This is a genomic window from Pantoea sp. Cy-639 (assembly GCF_011752525.1).
GTDB lineage: Bacteria > Pseudomonadota > Gammaproteobacteria > Pseudomonadales > Pseudomonadaceae > Aquipseudomonas.
On the sequence record NZ_VWXI01000013.1, the window covers coordinates 1 to 21,101 of the forward strand.

At 62.3% G+C, this 21,101-nt stretch carries 19 protein-coding genes; 10 read left to right on the forward strand and 9 right to left on the reverse strand.

The features are described from left to right. The 8 genes from F3J43_RS16325 to F3J43_RS16355 form a co-directional block, all read left to right on the forward strand. A partial coding sequence (locus F3J43_RS16325; RefSeq protein WP_166888594.1) for an RHS repeat-associated core domain-containing protein occupies positions 1–3,986 on the forward strand: 3,986 nt, incomplete at its 5' end. A 9-nt stretch (positions 3,987–3,995) separates the two neighbouring features. After that, positions 3,996–4,403, forward strand: coding sequence for an Imm44 family immunity protein (locus tag F3J43_RS16330; RefSeq protein ID WP_166888599.1), 408 nt, complete (start codon positions 3,996–3,998; stop codon positions 4,401–4,403). Between the two features lie 408 nt (positions 4,404–4,811). Then, entirely contained in the window at positions 4,812–5,036 is a 225-nt protein-coding gene (locus F3J43_RS23840; protein ID WP_205297916.1) for an RHS domain-containing protein, read from the forward strand. A 57-nt stretch (positions 5,037–5,093) separates the two neighbouring features. Then, positions 5,094–5,624, forward strand: a complete 531-nt coding sequence (locus F3J43_RS24120) for an RHS repeat-associated core domain-containing protein (RefSeq protein ID WP_502706615.1) — start codon at positions 5,094–5,096, stop codon at positions 5,622–5,624. Positions 5,625–5,632: 8 nt separating this feature from the next. Then, positions 5,633–6,040: an Imm44 family immunity protein gene (locus F3J43_RS16340; protein ID WP_166888602.1), complete on the forward strand. Its 408-nt coding sequence runs from the start codon at positions 5,633–5,635 to the stop codon at positions 6,038–6,040. Positions 6,041–6,245: 205 nt separating this feature from the next. Further along, the gene (locus F3J43_RS24125; protein ID WP_286184671.1) at positions 6,246–7,361 is read left to right on the forward strand and encodes an RHS repeat-associated core domain-containing protein; all 1,116 of its coding nucleotides are present in this window, start codon (positions 6,246–6,248) and stop codon (positions 7,359–7,361) included. Continuing rightward, a complete protein-coding gene (locus F3J43_RS16350) occupies positions 7,358–7,708 on the forward strand; it encodes a hypothetical protein (protein WP_166888605.1) in 351 nt (116 codons plus the stop codon). Before F3J43_RS24125 ends, F3J43_RS16350 begins: the two co-directional genes overlap by 4 nt. 248 nt (positions 7,709–7,956) lie before the next feature. After that, positions 7,957–8,895 (forward strand): class I SAM-dependent methyltransferase, encoded by a 939-nt coding sequence (locus tag F3J43_RS16355; protein ID WP_205297917.1) that lies wholly within the window; start codon positions 7,957–7,959, stop codon positions 8,893–8,895. A gap of 78 nt (positions 8,896–8,973) precedes the next feature. Here the strand turns inward: F3J43_RS16355 and F3J43_RS16360 are convergent, their stop codons facing one another. The 8 genes from F3J43_RS16360 to gcl all read right to left on the reverse strand — a co-directional run bounded on the left by F3J43_RS16360 (position 8,974) and on the right by gcl (position 18,334). Continuing rightward, complete coding sequence (locus F3J43_RS16360) at positions 8,974–9,972, reverse strand: sulfate ABC transporter substrate-binding protein (protein ID WP_166888608.1); 999 nt, start codon at positions 9,970–9,972, stop codon at positions 8,974–8,976. Between the two features lie 120 nt (positions 9,973–10,092). After that, positions 10,093–10,914 (reverse strand): ion transporter, encoded by an 822-nt coding sequence (locus tag F3J43_RS16365; protein WP_166888612.1) that lies wholly within the window; start codon positions 10,912–10,914, stop codon positions 10,093–10,095. Positions 10,915–10,959: 45 nt separating this feature from the next. Beyond that, positions 10,960–11,835: an urea transporter gene (locus F3J43_RS16370; protein WP_166888615.1), complete on the reverse strand. Its 876-nt coding sequence runs from the start codon at positions 11,833–11,835 to the stop codon at positions 10,960–10,962. 112 nt (positions 11,836–11,947) lie between these two features. Continuing rightward, positions 11,948–13,363: a pyruvate kinase gene (gene pyk, locus F3J43_RS16375; protein ID WP_166888618.1), complete on the reverse strand. Its 1,416-nt coding sequence runs from the start codon at positions 13,361–13,363 to the stop codon at positions 11,948–11,950. Beyond that, entirely contained in the window at positions 13,360–14,634 is a 1,275-nt protein-coding gene (locus F3J43_RS16380; RefSeq protein WP_166888621.1) for a glycerate kinase type-2 family protein, read from the reverse strand. Before F3J43_RS16380 ends, pyk begins: the two co-directional genes overlap by 4 nt. 142 nt (positions 14,635–14,776) lie before the next feature. Then, positions 14,777–15,670, reverse strand: coding sequence for a 2-hydroxy-3-oxopropionate reductase (locus F3J43_RS16385; protein ID WP_166888624.1), 894 nt, complete (start codon positions 15,668–15,670; stop codon positions 14,777–14,779). Between the two features lie 51 nt (positions 15,671–15,721). After that, on the reverse strand, positions 15,722–16,504 hold the full coding sequence (hyi, locus tag F3J43_RS16390) for a hydroxypyruvate isomerase (RefSeq protein WP_166888629.1): 783 nt from the start codon (positions 16,502–16,504) through the stop codon (positions 15,722–15,724). A 54-nt stretch (positions 16,505–16,558) separates the two neighbouring features. Further along, positions 16,559–18,334: a glyoxylate carboligase gene (gcl, locus tag F3J43_RS16395; RefSeq protein ID WP_166888633.1), complete on the reverse strand. Its 1,776-nt coding sequence runs from the start codon at positions 18,332–18,334 to the stop codon at positions 16,559–16,561. A 257-nt stretch (positions 18,335–18,591) separates the two neighbouring features. Here gcl and F3J43_RS16400 point away from each other — a divergent pair, with 257 nt between their 5' ends. Beyond that, entirely contained in the window at positions 18,592–19,032 is a 441-nt protein-coding gene (locus tag F3J43_RS16400; protein WP_166888636.1) for a GlcG/HbpS family heme-binding protein, read from the forward strand. A gap of 87 nt (positions 19,033–19,119) precedes the next feature. Here F3J43_RS16400 and F3J43_RS16405 read toward each other — a convergent pair whose 3' ends face one another. Then, complete coding sequence (locus F3J43_RS16405) at positions 19,120–19,731, reverse strand: TetR/AcrR family transcriptional regulator (protein ID WP_166888639.1); 612 nt, start codon at positions 19,729–19,731, stop codon at positions 19,120–19,122. A gap of 238 nt (positions 19,732–19,969) precedes the next feature. Between F3J43_RS16405 and F3J43_RS16410 the strand changes: the two genes are divergently transcribed. Continuing rightward, positions 19,970–21,097 (forward strand): efflux RND transporter periplasmic adaptor subunit, encoded by a 1,128-nt coding sequence (locus F3J43_RS16410; RefSeq protein ID WP_166888642.1) that lies wholly within the window; start codon positions 19,970–19,972, stop codon positions 21,095–21,097. The last annotated feature ends 4 nt before the right edge of the window (positions 21,098–21,101 follow it).

The following is a 21,101-nucleotide window of genomic DNA, read 5'->3' on the forward strand; positions in this document are numbered from 1 at the left end:
CAGGCAAGGGCCTGGCCAACAGTGCCGCGCGCAAGATGCTGCCGGACGAGGTCAAGACCAAGGTGCTGGCCAACACCGGCCAGTTGCGTGCCCTGGGCCCGGAGATGACCCGGCAGTTCGCCAAGCTAGCGGATCCGGGGACGCAGATGAGCATCGGCTGGCTGCTGACCATGCTGGGCGGGGCGGTGAAGGGGTTCCGCAAGCGCAACAAGAATGGACAGCCCGGGGTGAGCAAGCCGGGGACGACAACGCAGGTGGCGCGGGAGAAGGGCAAGGGCGAGTTGGCGGTGAGCAGTTCGCAGGCGAAGGCCCAAGGCGCCTCCAGCCCGGTGAAAAGAGGCTGTCCGGAAGAAACGATGGCATTCACTCCGCGCAGCATCAGTTTCGCGCTTGGTTCCGAATTCATCGTTCACACAGACTTCAGCCTGCCAGGCCCCTTCCCGCTCGAATGGCAGCGCATCTATCACTCGCGCCTGGCCGAATACGACCAGGGCAACCTTGGGGCGCGCTGGATCACCGAGTTCACTACGCGCATCGATGTCGTCGACAGGGGCATTCTGTTCCACGACTTCGACGGTCGCAGCCATGCCTTCGAACTGCCCAAAGTGGAGCAGTCATTGTTCAACGCCATCGAGGACTTGCTGCTGATCCGCAGCCGCGAAAACGAGCTAGTGATCTGCCGAGGCTTCGACCGCAAGGAGTACTACCTGCGTGTCGGTGATCGCTATTACTTGCAGAAGATCACGCTCAACAATGGCGCCGGTTGCATGTTGCACTACGAGCACCGCCACGAGGGGCGGCCGGTGCTTTCGGACGTCATCACCTATCAGGATGACCCGAACCAGATCCACCGCCACCTAGGCACCTTGATCGATGACCACGGCCACATCACCGGTCTGTGGGAAATGCGTGACGGCCAACCGCTGCGCCAACTGTGCGGCTACCACTACGACGACCAGGGTGACCTGATCGTGGCGCAGGACGAAGACGGCGCAGCCTGGCGCTACCAGTATCAAAACCACCTGGTGAGCCGTTACACCGACCGTACCGACCGGGGTATCAACCTGCAGTGGGACGGTAGCGCCTTCGACGCCAAGGCGATTCGTGAGTGGGCCGACGATGGCAGCTTCGACACGAAGCTGGAGTGGGATGAGAACATCCGTCTTACCTACGTCACCGACGCCCATGGCCAGGAGACCTGGTACTACTACGACATCCTCGGCTACCTGTACCGCATCCGTTATCCGGACGAGCGTTCGGAATGGCTGTTCCGCGATGAGCGCAAGAAGCTGCTGCGCCACGTCCACCCGGATGGTAGCGAAGACCGCTATGACTACGACGAGCAAGGCAGTGTCATTCGCCATATTCGCCCTGACCATAGCCAGACGCATTTTGCCTACGACGGCCGCCGCAACCTGATCAAGATCTGCGACGCCGAGGGCGGCTTGTGGCTGCGGGACTACGACCAGAAGGGCAACCTGGTCGAGACCGTCGACCCACTGGGCAACAAGACCGAGTTTGCCTACACGCCTTCCGGGCTGGTCAAGGCGATCAAGGACGCCAACGGCAACGAGAAGAAACTGGCATACAACGCGGCGGATCAGCTGACCGAGTACACCGACTGTTCGGGCAAGACCAGTGAGTGGGTATACGACGACCTGGGTCACCTGGTGTCGTTCATCGATGCCGCTGGCAACAAGACGGCCTTCGAGCACAAGGCTGGCCAGCTGGCGAAGGTCACCCACCCAGACAACACCGAAGAGCGTTTCGAGCGTGACGCCGAGGGCCGTCTGCTGGCCCATGTCGATGCGTTGGATCGCTGCACCACCTGGGCCTACAACGCCGTTGGCATGCTGGCCGAGCGGGTGGATGCCGATGAGCGCACCTTGCGTTATCGCTGGGACAAGCTTGGGCGCTTGATCGGGCTGGAAAACCAGAACGACAGCAAGATCAGTTTCCTCTATGACCCCTTGGACCGCTTGCTGGAAGAGAAGGGCTTCGATGGCCTGATTACCCGCTACCAGTACGACCCGGACAGTGGCCGGCTGGCCAGCACCCAGGTCGGCCAGCGCCGTATCGATATCACCTACGATGCCGTGGGCCGCATTACGTCCCGAATGGCCAGCCAGGGCGACCAGCGTCAGGAAGAGACCTTCGCTTACGACCGCAACGGCAACCTGATCCAGGCGATCAACGCGGTCAGCAAACTGCAGTGGTTCCATGACGAGGCGGGCAATCTGACCCGCGAGCACCAGCACTACCTCGGTACCGAGGTGCCGATGGTTGCGGTGTGGCAGCACGAATACGACGTGCTCAACAACCGTGTCGCGACCGTTCGCCCGGATGGGCACAAGGTCAGCGTGCTCACCTACGGCAGCGGTCACGTGCTGGGCATGACCCTCGACCAGCACGAGCTGCTGGGTTATGAACGCGATGACCTGCACCGTGAAGTGGTCCGGCATCAGGGCAACCAGCTGATGCAAACCCAGGCCTGGGACCCGGCGGGGCGCCTGCAAGAGCAACTGCTGGGTAGTCATGATGGCCAGTCGACTTTGCTCAAACGCCAGTATCAGTACGATGCCGTTGGCCAACTGACCGATATCCACGACACCCGGCGTGGCCACCTGGCCTATCAATACGATCCCGTCGGCCGCCTGTTGCAAGCCACCAGCCGCCTCGGTGTCGAAACCTTCGCCTTCGACCCGGCTGGCAACTTGCTGGACGACAAGACCCAGGAGCTCAACCGTCCTCTGGAAAGCGATCCGCGCCGGAACAAGTTGATGGACAACTTGCTGCGAGAATACGCCGGGACCCATTACCAGTACGACGACCGTGGCAACCTGATCCATCGCCTGCACAACGGCGAACAGGCGCGCCTGAGCTGGGACCTGTTTGACCGCTTGGCGCGCTTCGACGATGGCAAGCTCAGCGTGGTGTACAGCTACGACGCCTTGGGTCGTCGCTTGCACAAACATTCCACTGCGCACTATCAGGATGATCCGCGTGCCGGCAGTGGCTGGAACCAGATGCAGCGGGCCAAGCGCCAGCGCGAACTGGGTTGCGGTTACACCTTGTATGGTTGGGATGGCGATAACCTCGCCTGGGAAAGCTCGCCACCGCAGGATGAGGGTGAGACCGGGCGCACTGTGCATTACCTGTACGAGCCGGGCAGTTTCGTGCCGGTTGCCCAGGCGCTGCGCAAGAGCCCGATCCGCTTGCTACGCCAACCGGACTGGAATGACCGGGAGTACGATTTCGATCAGGACCCGCTGTGGCAGCACGAGGTCAAACCGCAGCCAATCGATGCCATTGCCTGGTACCAGTGCGACCACCTCGGTACGCCGATGGAGCTGACCGACCACAACGGTGAGATGGCGTGGACGGCGCAGTACAAGGCGTGGGGTGAGGTCAAGGAGGCTCGCTCGGAGTGGGCCAGGCAGAATGGCCTGAACAACCCGATCCGCTTCCAGGGGCAGTACCACGACCCTGAGACCGGGCTGCATTACAACCGTTATCGGTACTATGATCCGAGGGCCGGGCGGTTCATCAACCAGGACCCGATCAGTTACAGCGGTGGCTTGAACCTGTTTGCGTATGCGCCGAACCCTGTCGAGTGGGTCGACCCGTTAGGGTTGTGGAAAGGGCAGCCGCGTCAGGCGGGTGGTAGGTTTGGGGCGGGGAAAGATCCTTCGAAGCCATGTCCGTGTAAGTCGGATGGTACTCATGGGAATAGTCATAATTCGACTAAGCCAGCTATTGGATATACGTTGAGGGACCGCGATACAAACGAAGTTATGAAATATGGCGAAACAACGATGGGGGCGCGGCGGTATCCGAAGAAGTATTTGAATGAAAATAATGTCGAGATGGTGGAGGAAGTGTCAGGAAGCAAAAAAGAAATGCATGCCTGGCAACATGAAAAAATCATTGATTATAAGGCGGCTAATGGTGGCAATAGGCCGCCTCTGAATAAAAGTGATTATTAGGAGTGGGCAATGGATTTTTGGATGTCGAGTGAGAAACACATATCGGTTAACGAGGCTGTGACAGGGGCGCGTAAGGCTGTTGAGCCAATCATTGCTGAGTTGATAAAAGATGTTGAGCTCTCGTGTGGTGCGGCTAAATGGAGTGTTATATCTATCGTTATGCCTGATGAGAGAGTTGGGGATTATCCGGAGGTCAGGCGTTACCATAAATCCAGCAAGGATATTGAGTTGCGTGTGCAGTTGCCTTACAACGAATTTAAGAGTTCCAATGGCGCTGGGCAAATTAATATCATGCTGGATTCATTGGCTCGCTCAGTTGATCTTATGGGTGAAATAAAAAGTTTGAAGCTTACGGGTGATGATGCTTTTATACTTAAAAATTCAGTTGAGAAGGCGCGGTTAAAATTAAATAGCTAATGCTAGCGATGCCCGAGAAGTACGAGTCGCCAGGGAGCGAGCGTGATGCTTTGCTCCCTCGGGCGGGCCTAAAACCCGGGGGTGTTTGCTGTATAACTCATGGTGTAATTATGATTGGCATGTCAAATTGGAGCTTCGCCGCGATAATTCGACCAAATAGGATGTCAATCTGCTGACACAGATACGACGCCTTGGGCCGACGTCTGCACAAACAGTCTGTCGCGCATTTCTGGGACAGGCCTGAGGCTGGTACGGGGTGGAACCAGATACAGCGGGCCAAGCGGCAACGTGAGTTCGGTTGTGGCTTCACTCTCTTTGGTTGGGATAGCGATAACCTTGCTTGGGAAAGCCTGCCTCCGTAGGACGACTGGGCGCACGGTTTATTATCTGTACGAGGCGGGCAGTTTCGTGTCGGTTGCCCAGGCGTTGCGCAAGAGCCCGATCCGCTTGCTACGCCAGCCGGACTGGATCCACCGGGAGTACGACTTCGATCAGGACCCGCTGTGGCAGCACGAGGTCAAACCGCAGCCAATCGATGCCATTGCCTGGTACCAGTGCGACCACCTCGGTACGCCAATGGAGCTGACCGACCACAACGGTGAGATGGCGTGGACGGCGCAGAACAAGGCGTAGGGTGAGGTCGAGAAGGCTCGCTCGGAGTGGGCCAGGCAGAATGGCCTGAACAACCCGATCCGCTTCCAGGGGCAGTACCACGACCCTGAGACCGGACTGCATCACAACCGCTATCGGTACTATGATCCGAGGGCCGGGCGGTTCATCAACCAGGATCCGATCAGTTACAGCGGTGGCTTGAACCTGTTTGCGTATGCGCCGAACCCTGTCGAGTGGGTCGACCCGTTAGGTTTGGGGAAAGGGCAGCCGCGTCAGGCGGGTGGTAGGTTTGGGGCGGGGAAAGATCCTTCGAAGCCATGTCCGTGTAAGTCGGATGGTACTCATGGGAATAGTCTCAATTCGACTAAGCCAGCTATTGGCTACATATTGAGGTACGAAGAAGATCACAGCGTTTTGAAGTATGGTGAAACTACAATGGGTAAGCGTAGGTATACGGAAGAGTATCTTAAGAAAAATAATGCGTATATGCAGGAGGAGGTCTCAGGGACCAAGCGGGAGATGCATGCGTGGCAGCATGAAAAAATCTTGGAATACAAGGCGGCAGATAAAGAAGGTAGAAGGCCTCCGCTAAATAAAAGCGATTATTAAGGTGGTTTATGGATTTTAATACTTCAAGTGAGCAGCATGTGTTGGCGGGCAACGCTGCCCAGATTGCTCGAAAGAAGGTAAAGGATATATTGGTTGAGATTTTACGTGATGTTTCACTCGAGTGTGGTGCGGAGGCATGGACATTCATATCAATACTTATGCCTGATGAACGAATAGGTGATTATCCCGAAGTGAGGCGATACCACAAGGCCCGGAAGGTTATTGAGGTTCGGGTGCAAGTTCCTATTTACGAGTTTAAGGATTCGAATGCTTTGCAGCAGGTAAGTTTGATTCTTGATGCATTGTCTCGCTCAGTGGAAATGATGAAGGAAATAAAAAGTTTGAAGCTAACTGAGAACGATGCTCTTGTACTTAAGGGGGCGGTTGAGAAGGCGCGTGCGAAATTAATCAGCTAATTATAATAATGCTCTATAAGTTTGGTTTTTCAGGGGGGCGTGGTGGAGTCGCCCGCTGGAAAGCGATCCGCGCCGGAACAAGTTGATGGACAACTTGCTGCGAGAATACGCCGGGACCCATTACCAGTACGACGACCGTGGCAACCTGATCCACCGCCTGCACAACGGCGAATAGGCACGCCTGAGCCGGGACCTGTTTGTCCGCTTGGCGCGCTTCGACGATGGCAAGCTCAGCGTGGTGTACAGCTACGACGCCTTGGGTCGTCGTTTGCACAAGCACTCCACTGCGCACCACCAAGACGATCCGCGTGCCGGCAGTGGCTGGAACCAGATACAGCGGGCCAAGCGCCAGCGCGAACTGGGCTGTGGTTACACCTTATACGGTTGGGATGGTGACAACCTGGCCTGGGAGAGCTCGCCGCCGCAGGGCGAAGGTGAGACTGGGCGTACCGTGCATTACCTGTACGAGCCGGGCAGTTTCGTGCCGGTTGCCCAGGCCCAGCGCAGCAATCCGATCCGCCTGCTGCGTCAGCCGGACTGGAGCGATCGTGAGTACGACTTCGATCAGGACCCGTTGTGGCATACCGAGGTCAAGGCGCAGCCATTCGATGCGATCCTCTGGTACCAATGCGACCACCTCGGCACGCCGATGGAGCTGACCGACCACAACGGTGAGGTGGCGTGGGCGGCGCAGTACAAGGCGTGGGGCGAGATCAAGGAAACGCGGTCCGACTGGGCGAAGCAGGTTGGCCTGACCAACCCGATTCGTTTCCAGGGGCAGTACCACGACCAAGAGACTGGGCTGCACTACAATCGAAATCGATATTATGAGCCGAGCACTGGTCGGTTTGTGTCGCAAGACCCAATAGGGCTGTCCGGTGGGGTGAATCTATACCAATACGCGCCTAACCCGCAGAACTGGACTGACCCGCTTGGGTTGTCGGGAAAGTCATTACCTAACACTACAAATGTGAACCGGATAGGTGGTAGTCAGGTGGAAAATCTTCGACTTAAGAACCCAGAGAAAAAGCTGGATCCTCCAGGGATTTCTGTATTGCATAGTTGCTGTCCATGTGAGTCTGCACAGCAGATGAGAGAAGCTTTCCCTACTGCAACTGGGCTTCATAAAACATCAGAAACTGTAGCATCAGGTACAGCGCATGCTATTCGAGAAGCAGGCTTTGATGTTATAGAGGATCCTACAAAGAACTTTAAGAATCATGCTCGTATTATCCATCCTGACGGGCTTGATGGGTTTAATGATGAAAACCTAAAGGGGCTTTCTAAAGCGTTGGGCGAAACTACGAGGTGCCCTCGATGATGGAGTTTAAGCTGGTCTCTACTAATGGGCTGTCTCTTGGAAGATTATTGGTTTCTTCCACGAGTGGTATGCGAATGATCGGTTCTTTTTTGCCGGATAGAGATTTTGATCTATATGGAAATCTGTTCAAGGAGCATGAGCAAGCGGTGAATGAGCAGCTTTTTATAGAGGAGGAGCGCTTGATGAAGAAAATAGACTCGCTTGGGCTTTATGTCGTCGGCCCTTCACCAAGAACTGAATCTATTGGTATTAAAGATTTGCAGATTATGGAGGGTGGGGCGAGTTTTAGGTTGATGGCCGATCTTAGTGCTGTTGAGAGTATGATGCTTGGCGAAAGTAAGTTGTGAATCGCCTTTGGTTTCGTAGACACCTCCAAGCCTCATAATGAGGCCCAAATAAGAGGTACCATGAGTCGTCAGCGTTACCCCGATGCCTTCGGCCCGCAGATCCTGTCGGTATACCCCAGCCACCGGCAAGGCACATGCGTTCATCGAGTACTTGACTGGGTACCTGGATTCGCGTGGTCTGGGCTGATCAGCTGTGATTGGCTGGCGATGGAGGCGGCAGCGGGTAGAATGGCGCTTTTGCCCGACCCATGACCGATATGAGCCCTGCCATCACCACCCTCGAGCAACACCTGCTCGCCGCCCTCGACCCCGCCCCGAGCGAAACCCGTCGCCTGTTCCATGGCCGTGGCCGCTGCTGGCCGGGCCTGGAGCAGATCACCGTCGACTGGCTCGACGGCGTGCTGCTGGTGGCGCTGTTTCGCGAGCCGCCCGAGGGCCAGTTGGCCGAGCTCGAGGCGATGCTGCGCGCCCTGGCCGAACGCCCGCAATGGACCGGCCAGGCCATGTTGTTGCAACACCGCTACCTGCCCGACAGCCCGGGACAATGGCTGCTTGGTGAACCTTGCCTGCAACGTGAGGTGATCGAGGATGGCCTGAAGTACCTGCTCGACCTCGGCGTGCGCCAGAACAACGGCCTGTTCCTCGACATGCGCTACGGCCGGCGCTGGGTGCGCGAGCAGGCGGCGGGCAAGCGGGTGCTCAACCTGTTCGCCTACACCTGTGGGTTCTCGGTGGCGGCGATCGCCGCTGGCGCCGAGCAGGTAGTCAACCTGGACATGGCCAAGTCGGCGTTGTCGCGCGGGCGCGACAATCATCGGCTCAATGGCCATGACGCCTCGCGCGTGGCGTACCTGGGGCATGAGCTGTTCAAGTCGTGGGGCAAGGTGCGCAAGTATGGGCCGTACGACCTGATCATCATCGACCCGCCGACCTTCCAGCGCGGCAGCTTCGTGCTGACCCAGGACTACGCCAAGATCCTGCGGCGCCTGCCAGAGCTGTTGAGCGAGGGGGGGACGGTGCTGGCCTGTGTCAACGATCCGGGAATCGGCCCGCAGTTCCTCATCGAGGGTATGGCCGAGCATGCGCCGGAACTGGTGTTCGTCGAGCGGCTGGCGAACCCGCCGGAGTTTCCGGATGCGGATCCGCAAGGCGGGCTGAAGGCGTTGGTGTTCCGCCAGGAGCCTTGAGAGAGGGCCGTTCGCCAGCAAGGCTGGCTCCTACAGGGCAGGGGCGCTCGTAGGAGCCAGCCTTGCTGGCGGAGGGGATTACTTGTCGGTGTAGATCTGGTCGAACACGCCGCCGTCGTTGAAGTGGGTCTTCTGCACGGTGCGCCAGTCACCGAAGGTCTTTTCCACCGACAGGAAGTCGACTTTCGGGAAGCGGTCGGTGTACTTGGCCAGCACTGCGGCGTCACGCGGGCGCAGGTAGTTGTTGGCCGCGATCTCCTGGGCCTCTGGCGACCACAGGTACTTCAGGTATTCCTCGGCCACGGCGCGGGTCTTCTTCTTCTCCACCACCTTGTCGACCACGCTCACCGGTGGCTCGGCCTCGGCCGACACGCTTGGGTAGACCACTTCGAACTGATCGCGGCCGAACTCGCGGGCGATCATCTCGGCCTCGTTCTCGAAGGTCACCAGCACATCGCCGATCTGGTTGGTCATGAAGGTGGTGGTGGCGGCACGGCCACCGGTATCCAGCACTGGCGCCTGCTTGAACAGCTTGCCGACGAAATCACGGGCCTTGGCCTCGTCACCGCCCTGCTTGAGCACGTAGCCCCAGGCCGAGAGGTAGGTGTAGCGGCCGTTGCCGGAGGTCTTGGGGTTGGGCACGATCACCTGCACGCCGTCCTTGAGCAGGTCGGGCCAGTCCTTCAGCGCCTTGGGGTTGCCCTTGCGCACGATGAACACGGTGGCCGAGGTGAACGGTGCGCTGTTGTTCGGCAGGCGGCTCACCCAGTTGTCCGGCACCAGCTTGCCGTTGTCGACCAGGGCGTTGATGTCGGTGGCCATGTTCATGGTGATGACGTCGGCCGGCAGGCCGTCGATCACGGCGCGCGCCTGCTTGCTCGAGCCGCCGAAGGACATCTGTACGTTGACCTTCTCCTTGTGCTCGGCTTCCCAGTGTTTCTGGAACGCCGGATTGTAGTCCTTGTAGAAGTCGCGCATCACGTCGTAGGACACGTTGAGCAGGGTTGGGGCGGCCTGGGCGAGGTTGCCCAGGGCAAGGCCCGCGGCGAGCAGCGAGGCGCTGAACAGTTTTTTCACTGGGGCGAATTCCTTGTTCTGGTTCAAAGGGTTAGCGATATGCCAGCGACTATAGCGGGTGGCTTTGCGCGGGTTAAAGAACAAAAAGGACTTTGGTTATGTCGTTGTCAGCCTTGGCCCTCAGCGCTTTGGAAACAACGCATTGCCGCACTGCGAACAGAACGCCGCGCCATGTTCATGGTGTTTCTTGGCGCAGGTCGGGCAGTCGTGCTGCAGCTGTTCCCCGCGCAGGGCATTGGCCAGCTCGGCGGTGAAGATGCCGGTGGGCACGGCGATGATCGAGTAACCGGTGATCATCACCAGCGACGACAGCACCTGGCCCAGCGGCGTCTTCGGCACGATATCGCCGAAGCCTACGGTGGTCAGGGTGACGATGGCCCAGTAGATGCCCTTGGGAATGCTGGTGAAGCCATGCTCGGGGCCTTCGATCACGTACATCAGGGTGCCGAACACGGTGACCAGGGTCGACACGCTGACCAGGAACACGATGATCTTCTGCTTGCTGCCCTGCAGCGCCGCCAGCAGGTAGTGGGCCTGCTTGAGGTAGGGGCTGAGCTTGAGCACGCGGAAGATCCGCAGCATGCGCACCACGCGGATCATCAGCAGGTACTGGGCGTCGCTGTAGTACAGGGCGATGATCCCCGGCACGATCGCCAGCAGGTCGACCAGCCCGTAGAAGCTGAAGGCATAGCGCAGGGGCTTGGGCGAACAGTACAGGCGGACCAGGTATTCGCCGAGGAAGATCGCGGTGAAGCCCCACTCGATGGCGGCCAGCAGGCCGGCGTAGCCTTGGTGTATCTCGTCGATGCTGTCGAGGATCACCGTCACCAGGCTGGCGAGGATGATCAGCAGGAGGATCTTGTCGAAGCGTCTTCCGGCGCCGGTGTCGGTCTGGAAGACGATGACGTAGAGCCGCTCGCGCAGGCTCGCAGGGTTGTCCATGGGCTCGTTCCCTTGTGCGGATGGGCAGAGCCTAGGGGCTACGTTTCAGCTGTGCAAGCGGGGGGCGTTGCGGCGCTGGATGAGCTGCGCCAGATGGCTGCCCAGGTGCATCAGCCAGCAGGCGGCGACGAAGGGCGCGGTGAGCCCGGCTACCGGCAGCAGGTTGAACAGCGGTTGCAGCAGAAGGGCCAGGACGATGGCCAGCAGGGTCATCCAGGGTTTTTCGCCCATGCGGCTGAAGGCCAGCGCAGCGAGTGCGGCATTGAAGCCGTACAGGCCCAGCGCGGCGGCCTGGGTCTCGCCGGCCAGCAGTGCGAGGCCACCCCCGAGCGCCGCGCCGATCACCGCCCAGGTGGCCGCCCAGGGGTTGGCGACGTACAGGCCGATGATGATCAGCAGGCCGGCCAGCGGCTTGTCCAGCAGGAAGATCTGGCCGACACCGCGCAGCAGGCCGTACAGCGGGTCGGGCTCGACCGGCACGGCGGCGCTGGGTTCGGTCAGCGCCAGGGCGGCCCAGCCGAGCAGGACGAAGGGCGCGGTGTAGGCGATCAGCAGCTTGCCACCGCGTTTGCGCCACTGGTGGGTGAGCATGCTCGACAGCCCCCCGGCGGCGATGATCAGCGGCGGCAGGATGGCCGACCAGGGCAGCACGGCGCTGATCAGGATGCCGATCAGCACGCCGTTGTAGCAGTACAGGCCGGCCTGGCGATCGCTGCGTTCGTAGCCGCGACGCTGGGCCGTCAGCAGGCCGGCGAGGGCGCCGAGCAGGGCGCCGCCGACCAGCCCGGGGGCGGTCAGCAGGATGGCCAGCAGGCAGCACAGGCCACAGAACGGGTTGCGCAGCAGCAGCACCTGGCTGAAGCCGTTGAGCAGGGCCGTGGCCCAGTCGGGGCACGGGTTGACGAAATTCTTGGTGTACATGGGGCAGTCGGCAGGTGAGTGAAAAACGGTCGCCGTGGCAACGGGCTTGCCCCGCGATGGCGCCGACAAGGGCTGCGCCATCGCGGGGTGAAACCAGCTGACAGGTCAGTGGTTACAACAGCGTCTCGATCCGCAGTGTATTAGTCGAGCCCGGCTTGCCGAAAGGCACACCAGCAGTGATCAGCAGTGTGTCGCCACGGCTGGCCATGCCCTGGGCCTGGGCGATTTCAAGAGCGGTGGAGACTACTTCGTCGACCTGGCGCAGGCGGTCGTTGACCACCGAGTGCACACCCCAGGTCACGCTCAGGCGGCGCGCGGTGTCGAGGTTCGGTGTCAGGTTGAGGATCGGTGCCCGTGGCCGCTCGCGCGCGGCACGCAGGGTCGAGGCGCCCGACTCGCTGTAGTTGACCAGCACCGCCACAGGCAGGATGCCGCTGATGCGCCGGATCGCGCAGCTGATGGCATCCGACACGGTGGCCTCGGCCTTGGGCCGGCCGACGTCGAGCTGGGCCTGGTAGTCCGGGCCGTTCTCCACCTGGCGAATGATCTTGCTCATCATCTGCACCGCTTCGAGCGGGTAGTCGCCCGAGGCGGTCTCGGCCGACAGCATCACCGCGTCGGCGCCCTCGGCCACGGCGTTGGCCACGTCGGTGACCTCGGCGCGGGTCGGCGCCGGCGAGAAGCGCATCGACTCGAGCATCTGGGTCGCCACCACCACCGGCTTGCCCAGCTGGCGGCAGGTGCCGATGATGCGTTTCTGGATCTGCGGCACGCTCTCGGCCGGTACTTCCACGCCCAGGTCGCCGCGGGCGACCATGATCGCGTCGGACAGCTCGGCGATGGCCTGCAGTTGCTCGACCGCGGAAGGCTTCTCGATCTTGGCCATCAGGTAGGCGCGGTCGCCGATCAACTGGCGCGCCTCGACGATGTCTTCAGGACGCTGCACGAACGACAGCGCCACCCAGTCCACACCCAGTTCCAGGCCGAAGGCCAGGTCACGGCGGTCTTTCTCGGTGAGCGGGGAGAGGTCGAGCACCGCTTGCGGCACGTTGACGCCCTTGCGGTCGGACAGCTCGCCACCGTTGAGCACTTCGGTGTCGATGGCATCGCTGTGCTTGGCGGTCACGCGCAGGCGCAGCTTGCCGTCGTCGAGCAGCAGGTCCATGCCAGGCTCGAGGGCCGCGATGATCTCCGGGTGCGGCAGGTTGACCCGGCGGCTGTCGCCCGGGGTCTTGTCCAGGTCCAGGCGCAGGGCCTGGCCGCGTTGCAGTTGGACCTTGCCGTCGGCGAAGCGGCCAACCCGCAGTTTCGGCCCTTGCAGGTCCATGAGGATGCCCAGCGGGTAGTTCAGCTGTTGCTCGACCTCGCGGATCCACTGGTAGCGCAGGGCGTGGTCGGCGTGTTCGCCGTGGCTGAAGTTGAGGCGGAAGATGTTCACTCCGGCTTCGACCAGTTGGCGGATGTCATCGATGCCTTTGATCGCAGGCCCGAGGGTGGCGAGGATTTTCACTTTTTTGTCAGGCGTCATGATTGGGCGGTCTCGAGGATCAGGATGGCGCGAAAGTCGTTGACGTTGGTGCGGGTCGGCTCGGTGACGATCAGCGCGTCGAGCGCGGCGAAGTAGCCATAGCCGTTGTTGTTGTCCAGCTCGTCGCTGGCCGACAGGCCCAGGGCCTCGGCGCGGGCGTAGCTGGCCGGGGTCATGAAGGCACCGGCGTTCTCTTCCGAACCGTCGATGCCGTCGGTGTCGCCGGCCAGGGCATGGACGCCCGGCAGGCCCTTGAGGCTTTCGGTGAGGCTGAGCAGGAACTCGGCATTACGCCCGCCGCGGCCGTTGCCGCGCACGGTGACGGTGGTCTCGCCGCCGGAGAGGATCACGCAGGGCGCTTTCAGTGGCTGGCCGTGCAGGACGATCTGCCGGGCGATGCCGGCGTGGACCTTGGCCACCTCGCGCGACTCGCCTTCGAGGTCGCCGAGGATCAACGGGCTGAAGCCGGCCTGGCGGGCCTTGACTGCGGCGGCTTCCAGCGACTGCTGGGGCTTGGCGATCAGCTGGAAGTGGCTGCGCGCGAGCGCCGGGTCGCCGGCCTTGACGGTTTCCGAGGCCGGGTTGTTGAGCCAGTCGATGACCGCTTGTGGTGCCTCGATGTTGTAGCGCTTGAGGATCGCCAGGGCCTCGGCCGAGGTGCTCGGGTCGGCCACGGTGGGGCCGGAGGCGATGACGGTGGCCAGGTCGCCGGGCACGTCGGAAATCGCGTAGGTATAGACGGTGGCTGGCCAGCAGGCCTTGGCCAGGCGGCCGCCCTTGATCGCCGAGAGGTGCTTGCGCACGCAGTTCATCTCGCCGATGGTGGCGCCGGATTTGAGCAGCGCCTTGTTGATCTGCTGCTTGTCGGCCAGGGTCAGGCCCTCGGCGGGCAGCGCCAGCAACGCGGAGCCGCCGCCAGACAGCAGGAAGATGACGCGGTCGTTTTCGTCGAGATCACTGACCAGTTCCAACACACGCCTGGCCACGGCCAGGCCGGCGGCGTCGGGGACCGGGTGGGCGGCTTCGACCACCTCGATCTTCTGGCAGTTGGCGCCGTGGCCGTAGCGGGTCACGACCAGGCCGCGGACTTCGCCCTGCCAGCTTTTCTCGACCACTTCGGCCATGGCGGCGGCGGCCTTGCCGGCGCCGATGACAATGACCCGGCCGCTGCGGTCGGCAGGCAGGTGGGGTTCGAGGACCTGGCGGGGGTGGGCGGCGGCGATGGCTGTGTCGAACAGCTCACGCAGGAGTTCTTGTGGATCGACCGACATGGCAGGCTCCCATTTATTGTTGTTCTGCAGAATCGAAAACGCCCCTGGAACTGCCTCCGTGCAGGCCGAACCAGGGGCGGGTGTTGCTCGGGGCACCCATGAGCCGTGGTCGCAGGCTCATGGGTGTGGATCTGGACTCAAGTCATTTGTCGTCGCGGATCGAGAAGTTGGCCATGTGCTCCAGGCCCTTGATCAGCGCCGAGTGGTCCCAGTTGCCGCCGCCCAGCGCCACGCAGGTGCTGAACACTTGCTGGGCGTTGGAGGTGTTGGGCAGGTTGATGCCCAGCTCCTTGGCGCCCTGCAGGGCCAGGTTCAGGTCCTTCTGGTGCAGGTTGATGCGGAAGCCCGGGTCGAAGGTGCCTTTGATCATGCGTTCGGCGTGCACTTCGAGGATCTTCGACGAGGCGAAGCCGCCCATCAGCGCTTCGCGCACCTTGGCTGGATCGGCGCCGTTCTTGGCGGCGAACAGCAGGGCTTCGCCGACGGCCTGGATGTTCAGGGCGACGATGATCTGGTTGGCGACCTTGGCGGTCTGGCCGTCACCGTTGCCACCGACGCGGGTGATGTTCTTGCCCATGGCTTCGAACAGCGGCAGGGCACGCTCGAAGGCTTTCGGGCAACCGCCGACCATGATGCTCAGGGTGCCGGCCTTGGCGCCGACTTCGCCGCCGGATACCGGGGCGTCCAGGTAGGCGGCGCCGGTGGCCTTGATCTTCTCGGCGAAGGCCTTGGTGGCGGTAGGGGAGATCGAGCTCATGTCGATCACCACCTTGTTCGGGCCGACGCCCGCGCCGACGCCGTTCTCGCCGAACAGGACGGCTTCGACCTGCGGGGTGTCCGGCACCATGACGATGATGAACTCGGCTTCCTGGGCAACCTCTTTCGGGTTGGCCAGGGCTACCGCGCCGGCGGCGACCAGGTCGGCCGGGGCGGCGTCGTGGTGGGTGGAGACGAACAGGCTGTGACCTGCCTTTTGCAGGTTCTGGGCCATGGGCTTGCCCATGATGCCGGTGCCGATGAAACCGATTTTAGCCATGAGAATATGCCTCTTTTGTATTTGTTCGTGGCTCCGTGGGAGCGGGCCTCATCAGATAACGTTGTGGGTCTTCAGCCAGCCCAGGCCGGCTTCAGTGGTGGTCTTGGGCTTGTATTCCGCGCCCACCCAGCCCTGGTAGCCGATGCGGTCCAGGTGCTCGAACAGGAAGCGGTAGTTGATCTCGCCGGTGCCTGGTTCGTGGCGGCCCGGGTTGTCGGCCAGCTGGATGTGGTTGATCAGCTTCAGGTTGGTTTCCATGGTCCGCGCCAGGTCACCTTCCATGATCTGCATGTGGTAGATGTCGTACTGCAGGAACAAGTTGTCGCTGCCCACCTCGGCCTGGATCTCCAGCGCCTGCTGGGTGGTGTTCAGGTAGAAACCGGGGATGTCGCGGGTGTTGATCATTTCCATGACCAGGCGGATCCCGGCGGCCTTGAGCCTGTCGGCGGCGTAGCGCAGGTTTTCCACGAAGGTCTTGCGCACGGTGGCGCAGTCCGGGCCTTGCGGGCGGATGCCGGCCAGGGCGTTGACCTGGGTGTTGCCCAGCACCTTGGCGTACTCGATGGCCTTGTCGACCCCGGCGCGGAACTCCTCGACGCGGTCGGGGTGGCAGGTGATGCCGCGCTCGCCCTTGGACCAGTCGCCGGCCGGCAGGTTGAACAGCACCTGGGTCAGGCCGTGGGCGTCGAGCTGCTGCTTGATCTCGGCGGCGCTGAAATCGTACGGGAAGAGGTATTCGACACCGCTGAAGCCGGCGTCGGCGGCAGCCTTGAAGCGGGCCAGGAAGTCCTGTTCGGTGAACAGCATGGACAGGTTGGCAGCGAAGCGAGGCATGGGTTGTCTCCTTGCGATGAGGGCCCCCAGGCGGTGCCTGGGGGCGTCAGGCGATCAGTCCAGCAGCGAGATGGCGGTCGGCGCGTCGTTGCCGACCAGGGCGAGGTCTTCGAACTCGTTGACCGCGTTGATCTCGGTGCCCATGGAAATGTTGGTCACACGCTCGAGAATCACCTCGACCACCACCGGTACGCGGAACTCCTCGGCCATTTTCTGCGCCTTGAGCAGGGCAGGGACGATCTCGGCCGGCTCGAACACGCGGATGGCCTTGCAGCCCAGGCCTTCGACCACGGCGACGTGGTCGACACCGTAGGTGGCGGCGTCGGTGGCGTTGATGTTCTCGAACGCCAGTTGTACACAGTAATCCATGTCGAAACCACGCTGGGCCTGGCGGATCAGGCCGAGGTAGGCGTTGTTCACCAGCACGTGGACGTACGGCAGGTTGAACTGCGCGCCCACCGCCAATTCCTCGATCATGAACTGGAAGTCGTAGTCACCGGACAGCGCGACCACCTTGCGCGCCGGGTCGGCCTTGACCACGCCGAGGGCGGCCGGGATGGTCCAGCCCAGTGGGCCGGCCTGGCCGCAGTTGATCCAGTGACGCGGCTTGTACACGTGGAGGAACTGTGCGCCGGCGATCTGCGACAGGCCGATGGTGCTGACGTAGCAGGTGTCCTTGCCGAACACCTGGTTCATCTCTTCGTACACGCGCTGCGGCTTGACCGGCACGTTGTCGAAGTGGGTCTTGCGCTGCAGGCTGGCCTTGCGCTGCTGGCAGTCTTCCAGCCAGGCGCTGCGGTCCTTGAGCTTGCCGGCGGCTTTCCACTCGCGGGCCACTTCGAGGAACACATCCAGGGCCTTGCCGGCATCGGAAACGATCCCCAGGTCCGGGGTGAACACGCGGCCGATCTGGGTCGGCTCGATGTCGACGTGGACGAACTTGCGGCCTTCGGTGTAGACGTCGACCGATCCGGTGTGGCGGTTGGCCCAGCGGTTGCCGATGCCGAACACCAGGTCGGACTTGAGCAGGGTGGCGTTGCCGTAGCGGTGCGAGGTCTGCAGGCCGACCATGCCGACCATCTGCGCGTGATCGTCTGGAATGGTGCCCCAGCCCATCAGGGTCGGGATCACCGGCACGCCGGTCAGCTCGGCGAACGCGACCAGCTTGTCGCTGGCGTCGGCGTTGATGATGCCGCCACCGGCCACCAGCAGCGGACGCTCGGCGTCATTGAGCAGGGCCAGGGCTTTCTCGGCCTGGACGCGGGTGGCGGCCGGCTTGTGCACCGGCAGCGGCTCGTAGGCGTCGATGTCGAATTCGATCTCGGCCATCTGCACGTCGAACGGCAGGTCGATCAGTACCGGGCCTGGGCGGCCGGTGCGCATTTCGTAGAAGGCCTTCTGGAACGCGTAGGGCACCTGGCCCGGCTCCAGTACGGTGGTCGCCCACTTGGTCACCGGCTTGACGATGCTGGTGATGTCGACGGCCTGGAAGTCTTCCTTGTGCAGGCGGGCGCGTGGGGCCTGGCCGGTGATGCAGAGAATCGGGATGGAGTCGGCCGAGGCACTGTACAGGCCGGTGACCATGTCGGTGCCGGCAGGGCCGGAGGTGCCGATGCACACGCCGATGTTGCCCGGGTTGGCACGGGTGTAGCCCTCGGCCATGTGCGAGGCACCTTCGACGTGGCGAGCGAGGACGTGATCGATGCCACCGACTTTCTTCAGGGCCGAGTACAGCGGGTTGATGGCAGCCCCTGGAATGCCGAACGCCGTCTCTACACCTTCACGGCGCATGACCAGAACGGCTGCATCGATTGCTCTCATTTTGCTCATGGTTTGTGCCTCATCGATTTTGTAATTGTATACAACTTGCGTTGCGGCAGAGTGTATTCATGCTCGGCGCAAAAGGTCAATCCATTTTCGTCGGCGGCTTTGACTTGTCGGTCATGCCCGCTAAAGGCGGCATTTCGTCGCATGCGAGTAAATTGGTCTAAAAAATTGTATACAACTCGTGCCTTTGTTGTGTTCTATCTTGTCTATTGGTTTTCAACTGCCCTCAGGGCTTCTCACAACAAGAAGAGGACCTTTTCATGACCGCATTGACCCTGAAAGTCGCCGTTGGCGTGGTGAACGCCGCGCTGGCCGCCGGCCGCAAGATCAACGCCGCGCCGCTGACCGTGGCCGTGCTCGATGCCGGCGGGCACCTGCTGGCGCTGCAGCGCGAGGACGGCGCCAGCCTGCTGCGGCCGCAGGTGGCGATTGGCAAGGCCTGGGGGGCAGTAGCCCTGGGCAAGGGTTCACGCCTGCTGGCGCTGGACTCGCAGCAACGGCCGGCGTTCTTCGCCGCGCTCAATGGCCTGGGCGAGCGGCCGGTGGTGCCGGCGCCGGGTGGCGTGCTGATTCGCGATCAGGACGGCAAGGTGCTGGGGGCAGTGGGGATCAGCGGGGATACGTCGGATATCGATGAGCAATGCGCGATCAATGCGATCGAGGAGGCGGGGCTGGCAGCGGATGCCGGGGTAGTGGCCTGATACGTTGCCATGATCGCGGGGCCTGCCCGCGCCCACGCGACTCCAAGGCAATGCGTGGGGGCGGGCCTGTCCTGCACTGGCGTTATCTCAGGCCGCCTCGGGCTCGCAGCCTTTGAGCACCAGGCGAATGATGGTCTCGGCTGCAGCGTCGTAGTCGCTGTCGGCCAATTTGGCCTTGCCGGTCACCACGGCGATCTGCCAGTCGAAGTCCGCGTAGGTTTGCGTGGCCGCCCAGATGCTGAACATCAGGTGGTGCGGGTCGACGTGGGCGATCTGTCCGCGCTCGAGCCAGCGCTGGATGCATTCGATGTTGTGCCGCGCCTGCTCGTTGAGCTGCTCGACCTGGCTTGGCGACAGGTGCGGCGCGCCGTGCATGATCTCGCTGGCGAACACCTTGGAGGCGTGGGGCAAGTCGCGGGAAATGCGGATCTTCGAGCGGATGTACGCGCTCAGCACCTCTTTCGGATCACCGTCGGCGTTGAACGGCGTCGACGCCTGCATGATCGGCGCGATGATGCTCTCGAGCACTTCGCGGTAGAGGTTTTCCTTCGACTTGAAGTAGTAGTAGACGTTTGGCTTGGGCAGGCCGGCCTTGGCCGCGATATCGCTGGTCTTGGTGGCGGCGAAGCCCTTGTCGGCGAACTCTTCACTGGCTGCGCGCAGGATCAGCTCCTTGTTGCGCTCGCGAATGGTACTCATGGTGCTGGCGATCCTTTGACGCTGCGAGCGCGGATGGTAGCACCGAACACCGCCGGGGCACAGGCCAGGCGCAGTCGCGGGCGCCTGTCGCCAGGCTGAACGGAGTCCACGCCGGGCGGCAACCTGCCAACGTGCTGCTAGAGTTTGATCTCGATGACCCCTGGAGCTGGCTCTTTGCTGGCCAGCGCAGTGCCTGGGCGGTCGGGACATTGGGTTCGAACGGACAGGAAGCATTGTCGTGGGTAACGGCAAACGTGCGCGATATGGATGGCTCCTTTGCCTGACCGGCCTGGCCCTGCTGGGGGTGCTGGCCTGGCTGCTGATTTCCGGCCCGCGCCAGCACAAGCCTGCCGGCCCGGTCGGCGAGCCGGTGACGGCGGTCGGCGTGGCGCTGCAGGACGTGCCGGTGTACATCGATGCGCTGGGTACGGTGACGCCGACCCGCAGCGTCAGCGTGACCACGCAGGTCAACGGCATCCTCGCGGCGGTGGCGTTCGAGGAGGGCCAGGCAGTGCGCGAGGGCCAGGTCATCGCGCGGATCGACGACCGCACGCTCAAGGCCCAGCTGGCCCAGGCCCGTGGCGTGCTGGCCCATGACCAGGCGGTGCTCGACAACGCACGCCGCGACCTCGTGCGCTTTCGCGAACTGATCGGGGTGGGCTCGGTGAGCCAGCAGACCGTCGACACCCAGGTCTCCACCGTGCAGCAGCTGGCCGGCACCGTCGCCGCCGACCAGGGCGCGGTACAGAATCTTGAAGTGCAACTGGGCTACTGCACCATCAGGTCGCCGGTCGATGGCGTGGTCGGTCTGCGCCAGGTCGATCCGGGCAACTACGTCAGCACCACCAGCACGACCCCGATCGCGGTGATCACCCAGATGCGCCCGGCGATGGTGGTGTTTGCCGTGCCCGAGGATGACCTGGGGCGGATCCACCAGGCCATGGCCAAGGGGCCGGTCAGCGTGCTGGCCTATGACCGTGACAAGCGCGGGCTGCTGGCCCGCGGCAGTGTGCTGGCACTGGACAACCAGGTCGACACCACCACCGGCACGGTCAAGGTCAAGGCGCGCTTCGACGACAGCGGCAACCGGCTGTTCCCCAATCAGTTCGTCAACGCCCGGCTCGAGGCCGACACCCTGCGCCAGGTCGCGGTGGTGCCGACTCGCGCCATCCAGCACGGCAGCCAGGGCGACTTCCTGTTCGTGGTCCAGGGGCAGAAGGCCCAATTGCGCCATGTACGCAGCGGGCCGGTCAGTGGCGAGCTGACGGCGATTCTCGACGAGGGCGTGCGGCCCGGCGAGCAGGTGATCACCGACGGCGCCGACAAGCTCGACGACGCTTCGCCGATCAAGGTGGTGGCGCCGTGAGGCG